This is a genomic window from Methylobacterium sp. WCS2018Hpa-22, assembly GCF_031843785.1.
Lineage (GTDB): Bacteria > Pseudomonadota > Alphaproteobacteria > Rhizobiales > Beijerinckiaceae > Methylobacterium.
In genome coordinates this window covers 79,543-100,037 of the sequence record NZ_JAVTJA010000009.1, presented here as the reverse complement: position 1 = coordinate 100,037, position 20,495 = coordinate 79,543, and the positions used below count along the sequence as shown (strand labels likewise).

The 20,495-nt window shown below is 69.2% G+C and carries 15 protein-coding genes; 2 read left to right on the top strand and 13 right to left on the bottom strand.

From position 1 onward, the window contains the following. Positions 1-183: 183 nt before the first annotated feature. On the top strand, positions 184-1,248 hold the full coding sequence (locus RQI43_RS13670) for a nitronate monooxygenase family protein (protein ID WP_311275492.1): 1,065 nt from the start codon (positions 184-186) through the stop codon (positions 1,246-1,248). A gap of 37 nt (positions 1,249-1,285) precedes the next feature. Here RQI43_RS13670 and RQI43_RS13665 read toward each other — a convergent pair whose 3' ends face one another. Further along, positions 1,286-2,107 carry a transporter substrate-binding domain-containing protein gene (locus RQI43_RS13665; protein WP_311275491.1) on the bottom strand — a complete coding sequence of 274 codons (822 nt, stop codon included), beginning with the start codon at positions 2,105-2,107 and terminating at the stop codon, positions 1,286-1,288. Between the two features lie 135 nt (positions 2,108-2,242). Between RQI43_RS13665 and RQI43_RS13660 the strand changes: the two genes are divergently transcribed. After that, positions 2,243-4,111 carry a glycosyltransferase family 2 protein gene (locus tag RQI43_RS13660; protein WP_311275490.1) on the top strand — a complete coding sequence of 623 codons (1,869 nt, stop codon included), beginning with the start codon at positions 2,243-2,245 and terminating at the stop codon, positions 4,109-4,111. Between the two features lie 22 nt (positions 4,112-4,133). Here the strand turns inward: RQI43_RS13660 and RQI43_RS13655 are convergent, their stop codons facing one another. The 12 genes from RQI43_RS13655 to RQI43_RS13600 form a co-directional block, all read right to left on the bottom strand. Then, positions 4,134-4,712 carry an SCO family protein gene (locus tag RQI43_RS13655; protein ID WP_056429330.1) on the bottom strand — a complete coding sequence of 193 codons (579 nt, stop codon included), beginning with the start codon at positions 4,710-4,712 and terminating at the stop codon, positions 4,134-4,136. Positions 4,713-4,829: 117 nt separating this feature from the next. After that, the gene (ampH, locus tag RQI43_RS13650; protein WP_311275489.1) at positions 4,830-5,945 is read right to left on the bottom strand and encodes a D-alanyl-D-alanine-carboxypeptidase/endopeptidase AmpH; all 1,116 of its coding nucleotides are present in this window, start codon (positions 5,943-5,945) and stop codon (positions 4,830-4,832) included. A 281-nt stretch (positions 5,946-6,226) separates the two neighbouring features. After that, the gene (cysG, locus tag RQI43_RS13645; RefSeq protein WP_311275488.1) at positions 6,227-7,720 is read right to left on the bottom strand and encodes a siroheme synthase CysG; all 1,494 of its coding nucleotides are present in this window, start codon (positions 7,718-7,720) and stop codon (positions 6,227-6,229) included. Positions 7,721-7,735: 15 nt separating this feature from the next. Then, entirely contained in the window at positions 7,736-10,414 is a 2,679-nt protein-coding gene (locus RQI43_RS13640; protein WP_311275487.1) for a molybdopterin-dependent oxidoreductase, read from the bottom strand. Positions 10,415-10,728: 314 nt separating this feature from the next. Then, on the bottom strand, positions 10,729-12,327 hold the full coding sequence (locus RQI43_RS13635; RefSeq protein ID WP_311275486.1) for a sulfite reductase subunit alpha: 1,599 nt from the start codon (positions 12,325-12,327) through the stop codon (positions 10,729-10,731). After that, positions 12,324-14,111, bottom strand: a complete 1,788-nt coding sequence (locus tag RQI43_RS13630; protein ID WP_311275485.1) for a NirA family protein — start codon at positions 14,109-14,111, stop codon at positions 12,324-12,326. The genes RQI43_RS13635 and RQI43_RS13630 overlap by 4 nt, the downstream gene beginning before the upstream one ends. A gap of 11 nt (positions 14,112-14,122) precedes the next feature. Further along, positions 14,123-15,346: an FAD-dependent oxidoreductase gene (locus RQI43_RS13625; RefSeq protein ID WP_311275484.1), complete on the bottom strand. Its 1,224-nt coding sequence runs from the start codon at positions 15,344-15,346 to the stop codon at positions 14,123-14,125. A gap of 16 nt (positions 15,347-15,362) precedes the next feature. After that, a complete protein-coding gene (locus tag RQI43_RS13620) occupies positions 15,363-16,157 on the bottom strand; it encodes an ABC transporter ATP-binding protein (protein ID WP_311275483.1) in 795 nt (264 codons plus the stop codon). Between the two features lie 76 nt (positions 16,158-16,233). Continuing rightward, entirely contained in the window at positions 16,234-17,100 is an 867-nt protein-coding gene (gene ntrB / locus RQI43_RS13615) for a nitrate ABC transporter permease (RefSeq protein WP_311275482.1), read from the bottom strand. After that, the gene (locus RQI43_RS13610) at positions 17,100-18,389 is read right to left on the bottom strand and encodes a CmpA/NrtA family ABC transporter substrate-binding protein (protein ID WP_056427653.1); all 1,290 of its coding nucleotides are present in this window, start codon (positions 18,387-18,389) and stop codon (positions 17,100-17,102) included. Before RQI43_RS13610 ends, ntrB begins: the two co-directional genes overlap by 1 nt. Positions 18,390-18,710: 321 nt before the next feature. Continuing rightward, positions 18,711-19,727 carry a CmpA/NrtA family ABC transporter substrate-binding protein gene (locus tag RQI43_RS13605; RefSeq protein WP_311275481.1) on the bottom strand — a complete coding sequence of 339 codons (1,017 nt, stop codon included), beginning with the start codon at positions 19,725-19,727 and terminating at the stop codon, positions 18,711-18,713. Continuing rightward, the gene (locus RQI43_RS13600; RefSeq protein WP_018044090.1) at positions 19,724-20,311 is read right to left on the bottom strand and encodes an ANTAR domain-containing response regulator; all 588 of its coding nucleotides are present in this window, start codon (positions 20,309-20,311) and stop codon (positions 19,724-19,726) included. The genes RQI43_RS13605 and RQI43_RS13600 overlap by 4 nt, the downstream gene beginning before the upstream one ends. Between the last annotated feature and the right edge of the window lie 184 nt (positions 20,312-20,495).

The window sequence follows — 20,495 nt, the reverse complement described above, 5'->3', positions numbered from 1 at the left end:
TTGGACCATGTTCCCGCGCGATCCGACATCCGACCGGGCCGTGAAACTCGCCTGCGAGCGAGGTTATCCACGCCGGGCGAGGCTTTTCATCGCGTTCCTCAGGGCTGCGGAGCCAACCGGAAACCTTCGCGCTTCGATGGTGTAGACAGACGGTGATCGACGCCTTGCCAAGGAGACCATGCCATGTGGCCCGACAGACGCTTCCTCGATCTCGTCGGTCTGGATCATCCCATCGTCCAGGCCCCGATGGTGGGGCCTCGGGGCCAGCTCACGGCTGCCGTCTCCACCACCGGCGCCCTCGGGTCGCTGGCCTGCGCCGCCCTGAACGCCGAACAGGTGCGCAGCGAGGTCGCGGCGATCCGCCTGAACACGGATCGTCCGTTCAATCTGAATTTCTTCTGCCACGCTCCGGCCGCCGCCGATCCGGCCCGCGAGGCCGCATGGCTCCAGCGCGTGACACCCTATTACCGCGAGCTCGGCCTCGACCCGACAGTACCCGTCGCCATGGCCAACCGCGCGCCCTTCGACGAGGCAATGTGCGCCGTCGTGGAGGATCTGCGCCCGGCGGTGGTCAGCTTCCATTTCGGGCTTCCCGAGGCCGCCCTCCTCCGCCGCGTCAGGGAAGCGGGCTGCCTCGTCGTCTCGTCCGCCACCACGGTGCGTGAGGCACGCTGGCTCGATGAGCGTGGCGTGGACGCGATCATCGCCCAAGGGGCCGATGCCGGGGGCCATCGCGGCATGTTCCTCACCGATGCGGTGGAGTCCCAGGTCGGCACCTTCTCTCTGGTGCCGCAGGTGGTGGACGCGGTGCGCGTCCCGGTCATCGCGGCGGGCGGCATCGCCGATGCGCGCGGGATCGCCGCGGCGATCATGCTCGGCGCGTCCGCCGTCCAGATCGGCACGGCCTACCTCCTCTGCCCGGAGGCCGGCATCTCCGCCGTTCATCTCGCCGCCCTGCGGGCCGCCCGCGACGAGGATACGGCGCTCACCAACGTCTTCACGGGGCGCCCCGCCCGAGGGCTCGTCAACCGTGCTTTGGCGGAGCTCGGCCCGGTGAGCGCCGACGCTCCCGCCTTTCCCTCCGCCGCCGTGGCGCTCCAGCCCCTGCGCCAGCGCGCGGAGGCGGGAGGCTCGGGCGATTTCTCGCCGCTCTGGTCCGGTCAGGCGGCGTCCCTGGCACGGGAAACGGGGGCTGCGGACCTTACCTTGCGGCTGGCGGACGAGGCGCGCGGGATGCTGAGGATGTAAGGCCAGCCCGGCGCCCTGAGGGGGATGGGCCGGCGAGTCAGAACGGACTGACGGGGAAGAACCGCAGGTACAACTCTGCGTATTTCCCTTCGTCCCAGAGCCTTTGCAGGGCTTCGTCGAGGGCGCGGGAGAGGGCCGTATCCTCTCGGCGGGTGACGAGGCCGATGCCTTCGCCGAAATAGTGGTTTTCGAGGTAGTCGCCGCCCACCAGCGCGCAGCAATTCGACGAATCGATGCCGCCGATCCATAGGGCGAGGTTGAGCCCGTCGGCGAAGACGTAGTCCACGTCGCCGCGCCGCAGCGCCCCTTCGGCGGTGGCGAGGTCGGTGAACTCGCGCGCCTCCGCCTGGGGAAAGAACGCCTTGAGATAGGCCGCATGCGCGCTCGCCGCGACGATTCCGACGGACTTGCCCGCCAGGGCCTTGGCCGATGGGGCGGGAAGGCCCTTGTCGGTGCGGGCGGCGAAGCGCGCCGGCCAGCGAAAATACGGACGAGTGGCGAGGAACCGGCTGCGCAGGGTCGGCGTCAGCGGGATGGCGGCGGCGACCACGTCGCCCTGCCGGTCGGCCAGCCCGTCGAGCAGCGTATCGAACCGGCGCGCCTGGATGGTGCAGCTGAGCGTCAAGCGTTCGCAGACCGCCCGGACGAGTTCCACCACGAAGCCGGTCGGCGCGCCGTCAGGGCCTGCGAAATGCAGGGGCGGGAACTCGTCGTCGGTGAGGAAGCGGATGGCGCGCGCCGTCTGCGGCGCCTCGATCCGTTCGAGCCGGCTGCGCGGATTCCAGAAATTCGGGATCGTCACGCCCGGCGAGGTGGCTTCCTGCGCCGACGCCGGCGAAACGGCGAGGAGCGCCGTCACCAGCAAAGCGGCGGCGGACCGCCTGCCTCGGGTTGACGGCCTGGTTGTATCTGTGTCGCACTGGTTGTGCGCGGGAATCGTCTGGCTCACGGCTCTCCCCCTATCACGTTCCCGGGCCTCGGGGAGCCGGTTCCGGTGTCGATCGTCGGTTTCAGGAACCTGCGCGGCAAAACGGTGGCACTGCCTCCGGAGATCGCGTTTCTCCTCAGCCACGCCGCGTCCCCGCTGATGCTGGCGAAGGCCGCGGCCCTGGCCCGGGCGAGCGGCACCGATGCCGCCACCACCCTGATCCAGGCCGGGTTGATGGAAGAGGAGCGCTTCTACCGCGCCCTCGCGCTCACCCTCGGGGCGCGGTTCCTCGGCGGGACCCTGCCCCTCGGCGCCGGAGCGCGGTTTCCCGACAGTCTGATCGCGGGCGTCGCCCCCCTCGCACCGGGAATGGGGGCCGCGTTCGTCTATGCCCCTCGGGGGCGCGCGATCGCCGAATTGCTGCAGGGGCGCAGCCCGACGGGGCTGATGCCGGCGATCACCACGCCGACGGCCCTGCGCCACGCGATTTTTGCCCAACGCGCGGCGGGAATCGCCGCCCATGCCTCGGACGACCTTCTCAGGAGGAGGCCGGACTGGGCCTACAATGCCGCCCCCGTGGCGCCGCTCCTCGCTCTGGCCGGTCTCATCTTCGGGGCGCTCGTTTTCGCCATGGCCTGGCTGCCGGCGCTCCTCGTCACGGCGGCCTGGGTCGTGGTGCAGGTCGGGTTCCTCGCCCTCCTCACCTTTCGCGTGGCCGCCATCGGGCCCACCGGCGAGGCTGCGCCGGAAGACCCACCCGGACCAGGGCTGCCGGATGGCGACCTGCCGGTCTACACGGTGTTCGTGGCGCTCTACCGGGAGGCGGCGGTGGTGCCGCGCTTGCTGGAGGCGCTGACGCGCTTCGATTACCCGGTGGCGAAGCTCGACATCAAGCTCCTCACCGAGGCCGACGATGCCGCCACGGCGGGGGCGCTCGCCTGCCTTACCCTGCCGGCACATGTGGAGGTCGTCGTTGTGCCGCCGGGGCTGCCGAAAACGAAACCGCGCGCCCTCAACGCCGCCCTGCCCCTGGCAAGGGGAAGCTGCCTCGTGGTCTACGACGCGGAAGACGTGCCCGATCCCGGCCAGTTGCGGGCGGCAGCCGAGGCCTTCGCCCGCGCCTCCCCGCGCACTGCCTGCCTGCAGGGCCGCCTCGTCATCGACAATGCCCGCGATTCCTGGCTCACCCGGTGCTTCGCCCTCGAATACACGGCCCTGTTCGACGTGCTCGGCCCGGCACTGGCGGCGTGGCGGCTGCCGACGCCGCTCGGCGGCACCTCCACCCATTTCCGGACCCATATCCTTCGCGCCGTATGCGGATGGGATGCCTGGAATGTCACCGAGGATGCCGATCTCGGTCTGCGGTTGGCGCGGGCCGGCTACGATGTGGGTGATCTGCCGAGCAGCACGATCGAGGAGGCGCCGGCCCGCTACAAGGCCTGGCTCAACCAGCGCACCCGCTGGATGAAGGGCTTCCTCCAGACCAGCCTCACCCATGGCCGCACCCCCATGGCGACCTTCCGCGAACTCGGCCCCCTGGCGAGCCTCTGCGCGCTGGCCCTCATCCCCGGTACGGTGGTCTCGGCCTTGTCCTACCCGTTCCTGATGCTGCCGGCCGTGGTCTCCCTGTGGCCGGGCCGGATCGAGGCGGGGAGCGATTTCTGGGCGAATCTGCCCACCGGCACCGCGATCACGGTCCTCGTCTCCGGCTTCGTGGCGATGTTGCTGCCCGCCTATATCGGCTGCCGGCGACGGGGCTGGCACGATCTCGTCCCCTTCGTGCCCCTGCTGCCGGCCTATTTCCTGCTCGTCAGCCTCGCCGCCTGGCGCGGGGTGATCGAGCTGATCCTCGCACCCGACCGCTGGAACAAGACCGAACACGGCCTGTCCCGCACCTCGCGCAGCGGGGCGCTGACACCGCACCCGCCGCGATGACGGGGCACAGCACCATGACGCGTTACAGCGCCTTGGCGAGTTCCGCCGCCGTCTGGTCGGCGGGTTTCGTCAGGTTGAGGGCGTTCACGAAGCGGTTCCGGCCGTCCATGATGTAGACCAAAGCCGTGTGCTCCATCGTGTAGTCGTCCCCCTTGGTCGGCACCTTGCGGACATAGGCGCGGTAGGCCTTCACGGCCGCGTTGACCTCCTCCTGCGAGCCGGTGAGGCCGACGATGCGGGGATCGAAACTGGCGAGGTAGGTCTTCAGGGCCTCGGGCGTGTCGCGCTCGGGGTCGACCGCGATGAACAGCGCCTTCGTGTCCTTGCCCTTGGGGCCGAGCGCCTGGAGCACATCACCGATCTGCTGCAGCGTCGTCGGGCAGACATCGGGGCAATGCGTGAATCCGAAGAAGACCAGATGGGTCGCCCCGGCGAAATCCCGCTCGGTGACGCGCCGTCCGTCCTGGTCGGTGAGGGTGAAGGGGCCGCCGACGCTGCTGGTCGCCACCTGCCCCGCCTTCGGCACGAGCATCACGGTGGCCGCGACGCCGAGCGCCACGAGGCCGAGGGCGAAGAGGATGAGGGGAAGGGCGCGACGCATGGGGAGCCTTCAAGCCGGTTCCTGGGGAGACGCTGCGGCAAGAGCATGGGCCGGGGATGCGGGCAACCGTCAATGTGTCGCCGGGGGGGCTCCGTGAGACCGGCTTCCCCACGCGGGTCAGCGCGTCGCGAGGGCGGCGATCAGCTTGTGGGTCGTGCTGGTCAAGGCGGAGAACGCCGCGAAATCGATGCTGTTGATGACGACGAAAACCCCGACATCGCGCCCCGGTGCGAAGGCGACGTAGCTCATGAAGCCGGCGCCTCCCCCGCTCTTCGCCAGCATGGCCGGTCCGTTCCCCTTGGCCGCCAGGGCCACCCAGCCGAGGGCGAGGCCCGCCATGGGCGACGCTTCGTCGAAGCCGATCGCCGCCGGCATCGATTGGCGCTGGCGGTAGACCGCGTGGCTCAGGGCGAGCGCGCCGCTCGTGGCGGTGACGTTGTGCCGGAGCCAGCGAGCCATGTCGTTGCCGGTGCTGTAGAGCCCGCCGCTTCCCCCCGTCGCCTGGGTGTCGACGCAGGTGGCCGGGCCGCCGAGGCCCGAACCGATCATCAGCCGGGCGCATTGCTCCGGTGTCGGCGAGAGAACCGTATCCGGCATTCCGAGGGGCGCGGTAACGTGGCCGCGCAGCACGTTCGCATAGGACGCGCCGCCTGCCGTCCCGACCGCATCGGCCAGGAGGTCGAACCCCACATTCGAATAGGACGTGACGGTGCCGGGGGCCCAAGGCAGCGTGTAGTTGCCGAGCCAGGACCAGCGGTCGTCGCGGGTCGGCCAGGCGCGGGGATTCGTGCCTTCGGGGGCGTGTCCCATCTCGCGCGGTAGGGCGCCCGAATAGGTTGCGAGGTCGAGGAGGGTGATGGGGCGCCCTTCGAAGGCGGGAACCTTCGCCTGCGGCGCGAAGCTCTGCAGCGGATCGGCGAGGGAGAGCTTCCTCTCCGTGGCGAGGGAGGCCAGGACTTCCGTCGTGAAGACCTTGGTGATGGAATTGAGCCGCACCAGGCTCGTTCCGTCGGGCGTGATGCCGTTGCCCTTCTCGGTCTCGCCGTAGCCGCGGATGAAGGTCCCGTCCCCGCGCACGACCACCAGGATCATGCCGGGCGCCCCGGATTCGAGGAACAGGACGTCACCGGTCAAGTCCGTCGCCGCCGCGATCACCGAATCGTCGGCGCTCGCTGCATGTGTCGTCGTCGCGAGCGACAGGGCGAGGGCGAGGGCAACGAATCGCTTGTTCACGGCGTGGCTCCGATTCTGGTCGGAACTCTACACGCATCGCACGTGGTGCAAGCCTATCGGGCGTGGGGGGCCACCGCGTCGATTCACAGATGTTTGGTCGTGACACCGTTCCCAGGGGCGTTCGCGCATCCGGGAGCCTTTGTTTCAGCCCTCGCCGCCCTTGCCACGGTCGCTGGCCAGGGAGGCGCTCTCGCGCCGGAGCGGGGCACCGACGGGGCAGACTTCAGCATCCTCCCGGTGAAATGGAAGCCGCGCCTTGTCCGATGAAGGCCGCGCGACGGTCAGATCGCCAGCTTGTCCGGCTCTGGCGTTGCCGCGACCGCTTCAAGCCTGTGCAGGCGTAAAGCCTCGCCCACCATCAGCAGGGCCGGCCCATCGAAGCCCGATGCCTCCACCCGGTCCGCCAGTTCGGCGGCTGTGCCCGACACGACGGCTTGGTTGGGCCGGGTGGCGTTGAAGACGAGGAGCGCGGGGGTGGCCGGGGCCAGACCCTCGGCGACGGCGCGTTCGAGCAGCTCGCGCAGGGTCTTTTTCGGCATGTAGACCACGGTGGTCACGCTCGGATCGGCGAGTGCCCCCCAATTCAGGTCGGACGGCAGGGCACCGCGCCGGTCATGGCCGGTGACGAATTGCAGGCGTCGCGCCGAGTCGCGGTTGGTCAATGAGACGCCCAGCGACGCGGCCGCCCCCTGCGCCGCCGAGATGCCCGGCACTACGCTCACGGGGATTCCCGCCTGATGGCAGGCATCGATCTCCTCGCCGGCCCGGCCGAAGACGAGGGGATCGCCGGATTTCAAGCGCACCACCTGCTTGCCGGATTTGGCGAGCTGCACCATCAGCGCGTTGATGTCGTCCTGGCGGCAGGAGGGGCCGTGCCCGGTCTTGCCCACCAGCATGGTGCGCGCCTCGCGGCGGGCATAATCGAGGATCTCGGGCGCCACGAGATCGTCGTAGAGGATCACGTCGGCGTTGCGGAGCGCCCGCAGGGCCTTCAGCGTCAGGAGTTCGGCATCACCCGGCCCCGAGCCGACGAGCGTCACCGCCCCACCCTTCGGTGCGGCGTCCGTCTGGCCGAGAAGCTCGGCGAGGTCCGCCTCGGTGGGAGCCCGGTCCGGCTCGGCGAAGGCGCGATCCGTGAACCGCTCCCAGAAGGCGCGGCGGTCGGAGAAGGCGTGGAAACGGCTCGTGACCTCCTCGCGCCAGTCGCGGGCGGCACCGATCCAGGCCTTGAACCCGCGCGGCAGCATGCCCTCGATCCGGGCACGCACCGTCTGCCCGAAGACCGGAGCCGCGCCCTCCGTCGAGATGCCCACCACCATGGGCGAACGATTGACGATGGCGCCGAACTTCACGTCGCAGAGATGCGGCCGGTCGACGGCGTTGACGATGGCGCCGGTCGCCCGCGCGGCGGCCACGAAGGCGATGCAATCGGCCTCGTCCTCCATGGCGCCGATGCAGAAGGCGGCGCCCTGGAGGTCGGAGGGCTGCCACTGGCGCTCGTGCAGGGTGACGCTGCCGGCGACGATCTCGCCCGGCACTGCGCGCAACTCGTCGCTGGGTTCGGGTGCGTAGACGTCGACATCGGCCCCGGCGGCGGCGAGCAGCTTCACCTTCCACGGCGCGCCGCCATTGGACCCGGCCAGCACCGCGCGCTTGCCCTGCAGCGGCACGAAGACCGGCAGGACCGACAGCGGTTCGAGACCGGCATGTCCGGCGCCCTCACGGGCGGCGATTCCGGCGGGTCGGGTTTCCCGGGGCTGGCGGGGCGTGCTCATGGCGTGAAAATGAGCTTATGCGGCGTCGCGCGCAAGCGCCTGCGGCAGCAGCTTGCGGATCTCTGGGATGCACGAGCCGCAATTCGTGCCGGCCTTGCAGGCGGCACCCACCGCCTCGACGCTGTGAGCGCCGGCCGCGATGGTGGCGGTGATGACATCGAGGCCGATACCGTGGCAGGCGCAGACGGTCGGCCCGGCCGACGCCGTCTCGGCCCGGCCTGAGAGTAGGGCGCGTCGGGCGGAGGGTTCGAGATCGGGCGCGGCGAAATAGGCCTTCTCCGATTCCCAGCCCGGCTTCGCGTCGCCGGGTGTCAGGGCCAGACAGGCGACGAGACGCTCCCCGTCATAGGCGGCGAAACGGTAGCGGCCACGGGCGTGGTCTGCGTATTCGGCGATCTCGAGGCCCTGGAACATCCCCCTCAGCATCAGCGCGACTTCGCGCGAGCTATCCTGGGTGGCGAAGTGCAGCCCGGATCCGCCCTGGATCGTGGCACGCGCCCACCACCAACCGGCGGGAAGCGACCGCTGCTCGCGGGTCAGCAGGAAGCCGCGGCTGCGATAGACGGCCGGCGCGATGGCGGACGGCGTCGCCTTCAACTCGGGCTGCCCAGAGACCGGATCGGGGATGCCGCGCGCGAGGGCGCCGACGCGCCCCTCCGACGCGGTGGCCCCGCTCCAGTGGAAGGCCGCGAAGAGGTCGCCCCGGCGCATACCCTCTCCTACCATCACCTCCAGCACCGCCGCGCCATGCGCGGTGGAGACCGTGGCGAGGCCGCCATGGACCACGCCCATCGCGGTTGCGTCATCGGGGTGGATCTCGACGAAGGGCACGTCGCGATGAGCCGAGAGGCGCTGGCTCTTCCCGGTGCGCGTCATCGTGTGCCAGTGATCGCGGACCCGTCCGGTATTGAGCACGAAGGGGAAGTCCGCACTCACGGCCTGGGCCAGCGCCGGGGGCTGTACGGCGACGAAGCGGGCGCGCTTGTCGAAGGTGAAGAACTGCCCGTCGGCGAAGAGCCGCTGCCGGCCCTGCTTTCCCCCACGCTTCGTCAGGGGCCACTGCACGGGCGCCGCCCCGGCATAGGCGATATCGGAGATGTCGCTCACCGCGCCGATGTCGAAGTCGCGGCTGCCGTTATTCTCGAAGGCCGAGAGCGAGGCATGTTCGCGGAAGATCGCGGCGGCGTTCGGATAGGCGAAGGCCTCGCCGTGGCCGAGGCGCTTGGCGACGTCGCTGATGATCGCCCAATCCGCCCGTGCCTCGCCGGGAGCCTTGAGGAAGCTGCGCTGGCGCGAGATGCGCCGCTCGGAATTGGTGACGGTGCCGTCCTTCTCGCCCCAGGCCTGGGCCGGCAGCAGCACGGTCTTCCGGCCCGTCGCCATGGCGGTGTCGCTGTCGGACACGGCCTCGGAGACGACGTAGAGATCGAGCCCCTTGATCGCTTCGCGGATCGCGTCGGCACGGGGCATCGACACGACGGGGTTGGTGCCCATCACCCAGAGGGCCTTGATCTTGCCGCGCTCCACCGCCTCGAACAGGGCGACGGCCTTCATGCCCTCGCCGGTGATGATGTTCGGCGCCGACCAGAACCGGCGGACCCGGTCCACTTCCTCGGGCGCGAAATGCATGTGGGCGGCGAGCATGTTGGCGAGCCCGCCGACCTCGCGCCCGCCCATGGCGTTGGGCTGGCCGGTAAGGGAGAGCGGCCCCGCGCCGGGCTGGCCGATGCGGCCGGTGGCGAGGTGGCAATTGATGATGGCGTTGCCCTTGTCGGTCCCCTGAGCCGACTGGTTCACCCCTTGCGAAAAGCCGGTGACGACGCGCTTCGTACGCGCGAACAGGGTGAAGAATTGCCCGACATCCGCCTCCGACAGCCCAGTGGCGGCGGCCGTCGCGGCGATGTCCGGCGCGATCGAACGGGCGCGCTCCAGGGCCCCGTCGAGGCCGGTCGTGTGGTCGAGGACGAAGCGGTAGTCGAAAGCACCTGCGCTCGCGAGATGGACCAGGAGGCCGGAGAACAGGGCGGTGTCGGTGCCCGGCTTCAGGCCGAGGAAGAGGTCTGCCTCCTCCCCCGTCTGTGTCCGGCGCGGGTCGATCACCACGAGCTTGGTGCCGCGCTTGGCGCGGGCATCGACCATGCGGCGGAACAGGATCGGGTGGCACCAGGCGGTGTTGGACCCCACCAGCACGATGAGATCGGCCTCGTCGAGATCCTCGTAGCAGCCCGGCACCGTGTCCGAACCGAAGGCGCGGCGGTGGGCCGCCACCGCGCTCGACATGCAGAGGCGCGAGTTGGTGTCCACATGGGGCGTGCCGAGGAAGCCCTTCGCGAGCTTGTTGGCGACGTAGTAATCCTCGGTGAGGAGCTGGCCGGACAGGTAAAAGGCGATCGAATCCGGGCCGTACTGCTCGGCGACCTTCCGTAGCCCGCCGGCCACGGTGCCGAGGGCCGATTCCCAGCTCGACCGTACCCCATCGACGACGGGATGCAGCAGGCGGTTGTCGAGGGACAGGGTCTCGCCGAGGGCGGAGCCCTTGGAGCAGAGGCGGCCGAAATTGGCCGGGTGCTCGGTATCGCCGGCAATCCCCGCGCCGCCCTGCCCGTCCGGCGTGGCGATCACGCCGCAGCCGACGCCGCAATACGGGCAGGTGGTCTTCACGGCGGCGGCGGGTGCCTGGACGTGCGCGTTCATGGCGAAATCCTCGGCGGGTTCCAGGGTTCGAAGGGCAGCAAGAGTCGGGCCGGATCGCGAGGCCGAACCCTTCCCCGCAGGGCGGAACAATTGACGATGAGGCGCAACGTCATTCCGGGGCGCCGAAGGCGAGCCCGGAAGCCAGACGCACCGGTGGTGCCGGACTTTGCATCGCCTGTGGTTCTGGATCCCGGGCTCCGCTGCGCGGCCCCGGGATGACGGGGTGATGCCAGAGGCCTCCCCACGAGCGGACAGGCATCTGCGAGAGCGCTCCCGAAGAGCCTTGCCCGATGAGGCGAGGGCTCTTCCCGTTTTCAGTACACGTCGGCCTGATACCGCCCGGTCTTCTTCAGATGGGCGAGGTAGGCCACGGCCTCGTCGGGATTCTTGCCGCCGAACTGACCGGCGACGTCGATGATCGCCCGCTCCACATCCTTGGCCATGCGCTTGGCATCGCCGCAGACGTAGAAATGGGCGCCGCCTTCGAGCCATTTCCACAGGTCAGCGCCGTTCTCGCGCATGCGGTCCTGCACATAGGTCTTCTCGGTGCCGTCCCGCGACCAGGCGAGGGACAGGCGGGTGAGCACCTTGCCGTCCTTCAGCGCGTTCAGCTCGTCCTTGTAGAAGAAGTCGCTGGCCTGGCGCTGATGGCCGTAGAACAGCCAGTTGCGTCCCGGCGCCTGGGTCGCGGCGCGCTCGCGCAGGAAGGCGCGGAACGGTGCGATGCCGGTGCCCGGCCCGCACATGATGACGTCCTTCGACAGATCCTCCGGCAGGGCGAAGCCGTGCGCCTTCTGCAGGTAGACCTTGACCGTGGTCTTCTCGGCAATGCGTTCGCCGAGATGGGTCGAGGCGACACCCAGACGGAGCCGTGAGCGGTGGTTGTAGCGCACCGCGTCGACCGTGAGCGAGACCCGGCCCGGATCGGCCTTCGGCGATGAGGAGATCGAGTAGAGGCGGGGCTGCAGCTCGTCGAGGGCTTCCAGGAAGACCTCCGCGTCGGGCCGGGCACCGGGAAACTTGTGAAGCGCGCCGAGCACGTCGAGATAGGCGGCGTCCCCGTCCGGGTCCTCGCCCGCCGAGAGCGCCCGCGCCTTCTTGCGCGCCTCCCCCGAAGTGAGGAGGGAGAGGAGCTGGTAGAGCCCGTCCGGCGCGGCGCCCAGGGAGTAATCCTTGATCAGCCGGTTCCGCAGGGTCTGGCCGCCGATCATGCGCTCGGGCCGGGTGCCGAGCTCGGCGATGATCGCATCGACCAGGGCCGGCGGGTTCGAGGGGAAGAGCCCGAGCGAATCGCCGACCACATACTCGATGGGCGTGCCCGTGAGATCGATCTCGACATGCCAGGTCTCCTTCTCGCCGCCCGGCTCGTTGAGGCGGGTGCGGGACAGGAACACGGCCTCCACCGGGTTCTCGCGGCAATAGCCGAGCGGTCCGAGGGGCGCCTCCGCCTTGGCCTCGCCCTCCCCCGCTTCGGCCGCTTTCGCGCCACCGCCCGCGCCGAATTCCTCATCCAGCTTCTTGAGCATGCGGAGGGTGTCCTTGCCCCCCGGCTGGCACAGGTTGAGGCGCTCTTCCTTCTTCAGGAACAGGGCGTTGGCGTAATCCGCGCAATTATAGCCGCACTGGCCGCAATCCTGCTGCGCCATGGCGGCCATGAGCTTCTGCGCCTCCGGCCGCTCCTTGGCGAGCTCCATCCGGTCGGGCAGCGGCATCGACGGATCGTGCCAGGGCGCGTCGTCGTTGTCGGCGAGCTTCGGCCCGCCACCCGTATCGCCGGGGGCGAGGGCCGTCGCGCCCTCCACGGCGGGGCCGAGCAGGGCGGCGAAATAGCCGGACAGCCAGGAGCGCTGATCCGGGTTGAACGGGGCGTTCTCGGGGATGAGAACGAGCGGGGGGATGACGTGCTCGCTCATGCTGCGGCCTTCAGGACGGGTTGATCTTCGGCGAGGCTGCGGAGGCTCTCCGGGCCGGTGCGTGCGGTGAAGGCCTGGAAGCTCTCGGCCTGGCTCTCGCGGCGGGCGAGGTAGCTGCGCAGCAGCGCCTCGATCCGGGACGGACAATCCTCTGCCTTCACCGCCTTCCAGATCTCGGTGCCGATCTTCGGGCTGTCGCCGAAACCGCCGCCGACGACGATGTCGTAGCCCTCGACGGTGTCGCCCTCCTCCGAGACGACGACCTTCGCGCCGATGAGGCCGATATCGCCGATGTAATGCTGGGCGCAGCTATGATGGCAGCCGGTGACGTGCACGTTCACGGGCACGTCGAGTTCCGGCAGGTGGGCCTCCATGTAATCGGCGATGACGAGCGCGTGGCCCTTCGTGTCCGAGGCGGCGAACTTGCAGCCCTTGTTGCCGGTGCAGGCCACGAGGCCGGCGCGGATGCTGGAGGCTTCCGTGGTGAGGCCGAGCGCTGCCACGCGGGCCTGGACCTCGGCCACCTTGGCGTCGGGCACGCCGGAGAACAGGAAGTTCTGCCACACCGTCATGCGGATGGCGCCGTCGCCGCATTCCGACGAGATCTTTGCCAATTCCCGCATCTGGTCGGAGGTCATCTTGCCCACGGGCAGGATCACGCCGATCCAGTTCAGGCCCGGCTGGACCTGTTTGTGGACGCCCACATGGGAGAAGCGGTCCATGGGCCTGCGCGGGGCGAGATGGGCGGGGTCCACCCGGTCGAGCGTGTAGCCGAGCTCCTCCTCGACGGCGGCGAGGTACTTGTCGAAGCCCCAGGCATCGAGGACGTATTTCATCCGGCTCTTGTTGCGGTTGGTCCGGTCGCCGTTCTTGATGAAGACCCGCAGGATCGCGTCGGCGACCTTGTTGCAGGCCTCGGGCTTCAGCACCACGCCGGTATCGCGGGCGAGATCGCGGTGGCCGGAGATGCCACCGAGCACGAGGCGCATCCACACGCCGGGCTCCACGGCCGCGCCGTCGAGGACCCTCACCGCCTGGAAGCCGATATCGTTGGTCTCTTCCAGCACAGGCATCACGCCGCCGCCGTCGAAAGCGACGTTGAACTTGCGCGGCAGGCCGTAGAGCGAACGGTCGTTGATGATCCAGTTGTGCCAGGACTTGGCCAAGGGCCGGGTGTCGAGGAGTTCCTGGGCGTCGATCCCGGCCACCGGCGAGCCGGTGACGTTGCGGATGTTGTCCGCGCCCGAGCCGCGCGCGGTGAGGCCGAGGTCGATCAGCCCGTCGAGGAAGGGCTGGCCGTGCTCCGCCGTGATCTCGCGAACCTGGAGGTTCGCACGGGTGGTGACGTGGCTGTAGCCGCCGCCATGGGCATCGGCCAGATCCGCGATACCGGCGAACTGCCAGTGCTGCAGGATGCCGTTGGGGATGCGCAGGCGGCACATGAAGTCGCCGCTGGCTGGGGCGAGCCAGAACAGGCCGTGATATCGCCAGCGGAAATTGTCCTCCGGCTTCGGGGCCTTGCCGGTGGCGGCCTCGGCGATCAGGCGGTTATGGCCGTCGAAAGGGTTCTCCGCCCGCTTCCACTTCTCCTGGTCGCAGAGCTTGCCGCCGGCCTTCACCGTGGCGTCCTGGGCCTTGATGTGGATCGCGTCCGGGCCGGTCGGCTCGGAGGGCGCGGCGACACCCTGCCCGAGGGCGAGGCCGCCGGTGATGCGCGCGGCGGCGATGCCCGAGGCGAAGCCTTCGAGGTAGCGCTTCTGCTCGGCGTTGAAATCGTCGGCCATGGAAGCCTCCATCATGCTGCCAGGGATTGGGAATCGGGGGCGTGGACGCGCCCGAACATCAGGTCGTCACGGTGATCGGCGATGGGTTCGCCGGTGCGGATCAGCGTCTTGCACCAGCCCTGTTCGGCAATGTCGCCGACGAAGACGGCGCCGAGGAGCTTGCCGTCGCCGATGATCAGCTTGCGGTAGAGGCCGAGGCCGGGATCCGACATCACCACCGTCTCGGCATGTTCGGGCGCCTCGATCTCGCCGGCCGAGAAGACCGGCAGGCCCGAGACCTTGAGGCTGGTGGCCAGCGAGGTGCCAAGATAGGCGGCTTCCTCGCCGACGAGGTGGCGGCTCAGCACTTCGGCCTGGTCGTAGGCGGGCTCGACGAGGCCGTAGACCATGCCGCGATGCTCGGCGCATTCGCCGAGAGCGAAGATGCGCGGATCGGAGCTCGTCATCCGGTCGTCGACCTTGATGCCGCGCCCGACTTCGAGCCCGGCGCCCTGGGCGAGGACGGCATTGGGGCGTACCCCCACCGACATCACCACGAGGTCGGCCGGCAGCACCGTGCCGTCCGACAGGACGAGGCGCTCGACCCGGCCGTCGCCCTCCACATGGGCGGTATCGGCCTTGAGGAGGACGCGGATTCCGCGGGATTCCATGGCGCGCTTCACCAGGCCGGCGGCGTGGTGGTCGAGCTGGCGCTCCATCAGCCGGTCCATGACGTGGAGCAGGGTCGTGTCGACCCCGAGCCGGGCGAGGCCGACGGCGGCCTCCAGCCCGAGCAGGCCGCCGCCGATGACGATGGCTTTTGCGCCGGTGACCGCCGCTTTCCGGATGGCCGCCACGTCCGCGAGATCGCGAAACGTGATGATGCCGGGCAGGTCCATGCCGGGCTTCGGTAGCCGGATCGGGAGCGAACCCACCGCGAGGACGAGCTTGTCGAAGGGCAGGACATGGGTCTCGCCGACGATGACGAGGGCGTTCTCCCGGTCGACCTGCGTCACCGGCGCGCCGGTGATGAGGCGGATGCCGTGCGCCTCGTACCAGTCAAGACCACGAAAGGCGCAGGCGGCCTCGTCGACCTCACCGCCCAGCAGCGACGAGAGCAGCACGCGGTTATACGCCGCCTGCGGCTCGGCACCCACGACGGTGACGTCGTAGCGACCGGGCGCGCGCTCGGTCAGCCGCTCCAGAAAGCGCAACGACGCCATGCCGTTGCCGATCACCACCAGACGCTCCTTCATGACCTGCGTCCGATCCTCACGCCGCCATGGCGGGCTTGGCGTGGCGGGCATAGAGGAACTCGAGCACGGCGGCGCGGGCATGGGTGTAGGTCGCGTCCTCCACCAGATCGAGGCGGCGGCGGGGCCGCTCGAGATCGACCTTCAGGATCTCGCCGACCGTGGCCGAGGGGCCGTTGGTCATCATCACGATCCGGTCGGACAGCAGCACCGCCTCGTCGACATCGTGGGTGATCATGATGACGGCGTTCTTCAGCCGCGCATGGATGTCCATGAGCGAGTCCTGCAGATGGGCGCGGGTGAGCGCGTCCAGCGCCCCGAACGGCTCGTCGAGGAGGAGCACCTTCGGCTCCATGGCCAGCGCCCGGGCGATGCCGACGCGCTGCTTCATGCCGCCCGAGATCTCGTTGGGGCGGCGGTCCGCGGCATGGGTCATGTTCACGAGGGCGAGGTTGTGGTCGATCCATTCGGACCGCTCGGCCCGGGTCTTCTTGCCCTTCAGCACCTTCTCGACGGCTAAAGCCACGTTCTCGCGCACGGTCAGCCAGGGCAGCAGGGAATGGTTCTGGAACACCACGGCGCGGTCCGGGCCGGGGCTGTTCACCTCCTTCTCTTCCAGGAGGACGCCGCCGGTGGAGGCCTTGAGCAGCCCGGCCACGATGTTGAGCACCGTCGACTTGCCGCAGCCGGAATGGCCGATCAGCGAGACGAACTCGCCCTTGTCGATCTTCACGCTCACATCGCGCAGCACTTCGTTGGTGCGCCCGGAGCGGGTGAAGCTGATGCCGACATTCTCGATGCTGAGATAGCTCATGGGTCTCGTGTCCCTCTGCGAGAGGCGGTCGGGGCACGGCGCGACGGGAAGACCCCGGCGCGCCGCGCGGAGGCGTTCAGGCGGTGGCGCCGCGGGTGACGAGGGTGCCGATGAAGGCCACGAACCGGTCGAGGAAGAACCCGATCACCCCGACATAGACGAGGGCGACGATGATCTCGGAGATGTGCGACGAGTTCCAGGCGTCCCAGATGAAGAAGCCGATGCCGACGCCGCCGATGAGCATTTCGGCCGCCACGATGGCGAGCCAGGACAGGCCGACGCCGATGCGAAGCCCCGTGAAAATGTAGGGAGCCGCCGAGGGCAGCATGATCTTCACGAAGAATTCGAGCGGGTTGAGGCGCAGCACCGCCGCCACGTTGCGGTAATCCTGCGGGATGTTGCGGATGCCCACCGCCGTGTTGATGATGATCGGCCAGATCGAGGTGATGAAGATCACGAAGATGGCCGAGGGCTGGCCGTCGCGGAACGCCGCGAGGGAGAGCGGCAGCCAGGCCAGCGGCGGAATCGTGCGCAGCACCTGGAAGATCGGGTCGAGGCCGCGCATGGCCCAGTCCGACTGGCCGATCAGGGTGCCGACCATGATGCCCACGATGGTGGCCAGGGCGAAGCCGAAGGCGACGCGCTGGATGCTGGCATAGATGTGCCAGAACAGGCCCTTGTCGGTGCCGCCATTGTCGTAGAACGGGTGGGCGATGATGTCCCACGCCTCGGTGACGACGCGCGAAGGCGGCGGCAGGCCGGCGGTGGGCCGCGAGCACAGCAGCTCCCAGATCACCAGGAAGGCGATCAGCACCACGATCGGCGGGATCAGGTTGACGGCGATCTGGCGGAACGTCGCCAGGGTCACGAAGGGCTTGCGCGGGGCCTTGGCCGCCGGCTTCGCGGCGGCCCCCGTCACGGCGATGGTGGAGGTATTGGCCATCACGCGATCCTCTTGATGCCGAGGCTGGACAGGTAGGCGGCGGGATCGGCGGGATCGAAGACCTTGCCGTCGAAGAAGGTCTCCTTGCCGCGCGACGTGGAGCTCGGGATCGCGGTGACGCCCAGCGCCTTCGCGGCGTCGCGCCAGATATCCTCGCGGTTCACCTTGGCGATGAGCGCCTTGGTGTCCGTCTGCGCGTCGAACTTGCCCCAGCGGATGTCCTCGGTGAGGAACCAGAGGTCGTGGCTCTGGTAGGGGTAGGAGGCGTTGTCGGCGAAGAACTTCATGACGTAGGGGCTGTTCTCGACCACGCGGCCGTCGCCGTAATCGATGGTGCCCTTCATGCGGCCGGCGACGTCGCCGACGGGGATGTTGATCCACTGGCGCTTGGCGACGATGGCGGCGAACTCGTCCCGGTTCTCGGGCTTGTCGCACCACATCTGCGCTTCCAGCACGGCCATGGTCAGGGCCTTGGCCGCGATGGGGTTCTTCTCGACCCAGGAGGCGCGCATGGCGAACGCCTTCTCCGGGTGGTCCTTCCACAACTCGCCGGTGGTCAGCGCGGTATAACCGAGGCCCTGCTGCACGAGCTGCGCGTTCCACGGCTCGCCGACGCAGAAGCAATCCATCGTGCCGACCTTCATGTTCGCCACCATCTGGGGCGGCGGCACGACGATGGTCTCGATGTCCTTGTCGGGGTCGATCCCGCCGGCGGCGAGCCAGTAGCGGATCCAGAGGTCGTGGGTGCCGCCGGGGAAGGTCATGGCCGCCTTCACCGACTTGCCGGCGGCTTTCTTCTTGTCGATCGCGGCCTTGAACACCTTGGAATCGAGGGCGACCTTGGCGTCCAGATACTCCTTGGCCACCGAGACGCACTGGCCGTTGGTGTTGAGCCGGGCCAGGATCTGCATCGGCACGGGGACGTTGTTCTGCGTCACGCGGCCGGCGCTGATGAGGTAGGGCATCGGCGTCAGGATGTGCGCGCCGTCGATGCCGTTGCCCTCGGAGCCGAGCACGAGGTTGTCGCGGGTGGTGCCCCAGCTCGCCTGTTTCAGCACCTCCACGTCGGGCATGCCGTGCTTGGCGAAGAAGCCCTTTTCCTTGGCGACGAAGAGCGGGCCGGCATCGGTGAGCGCGATGAAGCCGAGCTTGGCGCCCTTCACCTCGGGGCCGGCCCCCTGCGCGAAGGCACCGCCGGGCAGCGCAGTGCGCGCCAGGGCTGCCAGCGACAAGGTCGCGGCGGCGCCCTTCAAGAGGCTGCGGCGGCTGTTCTGAAACCCGTCAGTCATGGAAAACTCGATCCCTCGAAGCTTAAGCAGTCGACCCGAAGACGAAAAAAAACCGCCGCCCAAACGCAACCGAAGGCAGCCGCGAAAGCGCGCCAACGGGTTACTTGGGTCAGCGGCTCTGCCGACATTCGTGCCCGTCGCCGTTGACGAGCGGGATAGGCACAGCAGGTTCCGTGCCAAACGCCGTTCAGCCTGTAACGGCTCTAAGGCCGAAGGCGGTTCGGAGGGCGCGAGGAGGCATACGGCCCGGCTGGGATGGCGGGGCGTGCGTTGCACAATCGTGAGGCTTGTCGTGCCGCCAAAAGCGGCGTCCGGCCCCGATCAGCCGCTCAGAGCGGCATCGAACAGGTCCGGGCGGTAGATCGCGCGGGCGGCGGATCGAAGCTCGTCGGAGGCGACAAGCTGTCCGGCGCGCTCCGCCTCACCGATGAACCAATCCGCATGGGCGGGGTCGGGCCGGTGCGCCCGCTCGCCGAACAGGCTGAAATGCGGGTCCCGCCGCCGGCGTCCGTCGGTATCGACCACCACGTCCCCCGTGAGCGCCCGTTCGAGAATCGGCGCCGGTACATTCAGGTAGCTATCGCGCGAAAGGAGGGAGGCGAGTTCGGCGCTGTTGCCGGGATCGGCGCACCAGCGCCCGGCGCGGTCGAGGGCCCGCACCAGGGAGGCGCAGCGCGGCGCCTCGGATTCCGGCAGGGCCAGAACCTTTTCCGGGCAATCGGGCAGGAGTTCACTGCCGAGGACCGCGATGCGGCCATACCCCTCCGCCACGGCTACGCTGTTCCAGGGGCTGCCGACGCAGAACCCGTCGATCAGTTCGCGCCGCAGCGCCTCGGCGATCTGCGGCGGCGGGATCACGACGAGGCGCGTCTGCGTGTCGAGGTCGAGGCCGCCGCGCTCGGCGAAGATCCGGAGCTGGTAGGTGTGGCTGGAGAACGGATGTACCGTTCCCAACGTCAGGGGCCGTCCCTCCCGCTCCCGCCGCAGGGCGATGCGCGCGAAAGCGGCGGCCACGGTGTCCACCTCGTCGTCCGCCGCCTCCATCGCCTCCCACAGGGGGCGGGACACCGTGATCGCGTTGCCGTTGAGGTTGAGTGCCATGGGCACGCAAAGCCGGGTCTGCGGCCCGCTCAGCCCGAGCGCGCTGGCGATGGCGAGGGGCGCCAGCATATGCGCGCCATCGAGATGGCCCACCGCCAGCTTGTCGCGCAGGGTCGCCCAGGAGGGCTCGCGCACGAGGTCGAGGGTGAGCCCCTCGGCCCGTGCGAAGCCGAGCTCCGCCGCCGCGATCAGGCTCGCGGCATCCACGAGGGGGACGTATCCGAGCGCGAGCCTCATCCGAACAGGTCCGCCGTGGTGACGATGGCGCGGGCGATGTCGGCGATCTTGCTCTTCTCGTTCATGGCCTTGCGCCGCATCAGCTTGTAGGCCTCCTCCTCGCTCAGGGAGCGGGCGGCCATGAGGATGCCCTTGGCGCGCTCCACGATCTTCCGGTCGGCGAGTTCGCCCCGCGCCTCCACCAGTTCCCGCTGCAGCCGGGCGAAGGCCTGGAACCGCAGGATGGCGATGTCGAGGATCGACCGGATGCGCTGGGGATGCAGCCCGTCCACCACATAGGCCGAGATCCCGGCATCCACCGCCGCCTGCATCATCGGCGCGTCCGAGCGGTCGACGAACATCGCCACCGGCCGCTCCACATGGCGGGACAGGCCCGACATCTGTTCGAGGATGTCCCGGCTGGGGCTTTCCAGGTGGATCACCACCACGTCCGGGTTCAGGGCGGCCACCTGCGCCGGCAGGTCGGCGGTGTCGGGGATGATGACCACATCCGCGATTCCGGCGGCGCGCAGGCCCTCTTCGAGGATCGCGGCGCGGGCCCGGCTCGGATCGATCACGGCGACGGTGAAGGAAGGTTCTGTCATCGGAGCCCAATGGGGGGCGGGACGGCCGGTTCGTGCCGACGGGAACGGGCAAGAGGCGTACCTAACACAGGGCGCGACCGCACGGATCTACCCGAAAATCGGCATCGCCGAAAAAGTCCGTGGCCAAATCGTCGGCTCAGGTACGTTTCGATACGTTCGGGAAAGGAAATGGCCCAGCTTCCGC

Excerpts from the sequence above, each read along its gene's own strand:
- RQI43_RS13610 (WP_056427653.1), bottom strand. The coding sequence starts at position 18,389 with ATGACTGACGGGTTTCAGAACAGCCGCCGCAGCCTCTTGAAGGGCGCC.
- RQI43_RS13655 (WP_056429330.1), bottom strand. The coding sequence starts at position 4,712 with ATGCGTCGCGCCCTTCCCCTCATCCTCTTCGCCCTCGGCCTCGTGGCG.
- RQI43_RS13605 (WP_311275481.1), bottom strand. The coding sequence starts at position 19,727 with ATGAGGCTCGCGCTCGGATACGTCCCCCTCGTGGATGCCGCGAGCCTG.
- RQI43_RS13620 (WP_311275483.1), bottom strand. The coding sequence starts at position 16,157 with ATGAGCTATCTCAGCATCGAGAATGTCGGCATCAGCTTCACCCGCTCC.
- RQI43_RS13600 (WP_018044090.1), bottom strand. The coding sequence starts at position 20,311 with ATGACAGAACCTTCCTTCACCGTCGCCGTGATCGATCCGAGCCGGGCC.
- RQI43_RS13630 (WP_311275485.1), bottom strand. The coding sequence starts at position 14,111 with ATGGCCGACGATTTCAACGCCGAGCAGAAGCGCTACCTCGAAGGCTTC.
- cysG (WP_311275488.1), bottom strand. The coding sequence starts at position 7,720 with ATGAGCACGCCCCGCCAGCCCCGGGAAACCCGACCCGCCGGAATCGCC.
- ntrB (WP_311275482.1), bottom strand. The coding sequence starts at position 17,100 with ATGGCCAATACCTCCACCATCGCCGTGACGGGGGCCGCCGCGAAGCCG.
- RQI43_RS13635 (WP_311275486.1), bottom strand. The coding sequence starts at position 12,327 with ATGAGCGAGCACGTCATCCCCCCGCTCGTTCTCATCCCCGAGAACGCC.
- RQI43_RS13625 (WP_311275484.1), bottom strand. The coding sequence starts at position 15,346 with ATGAAGGAGCGTCTGGTGGTGATCGGCAACGGCATGGCGTCGTTGCGC.
- RQI43_RS13640 (WP_311275487.1), bottom strand. The coding sequence starts at position 10,414 with ATGAACGCGCACGTCCAGGCACCCGCCGCCGCCGTGAAGACCACCTGC.
- RQI43_RS13670 (WP_311275492.1), top strand. The coding sequence starts at position 184 with ATGTGGCCCGACAGACGCTTCCTCGATCTCGTCGGTCTGGATCATCCC.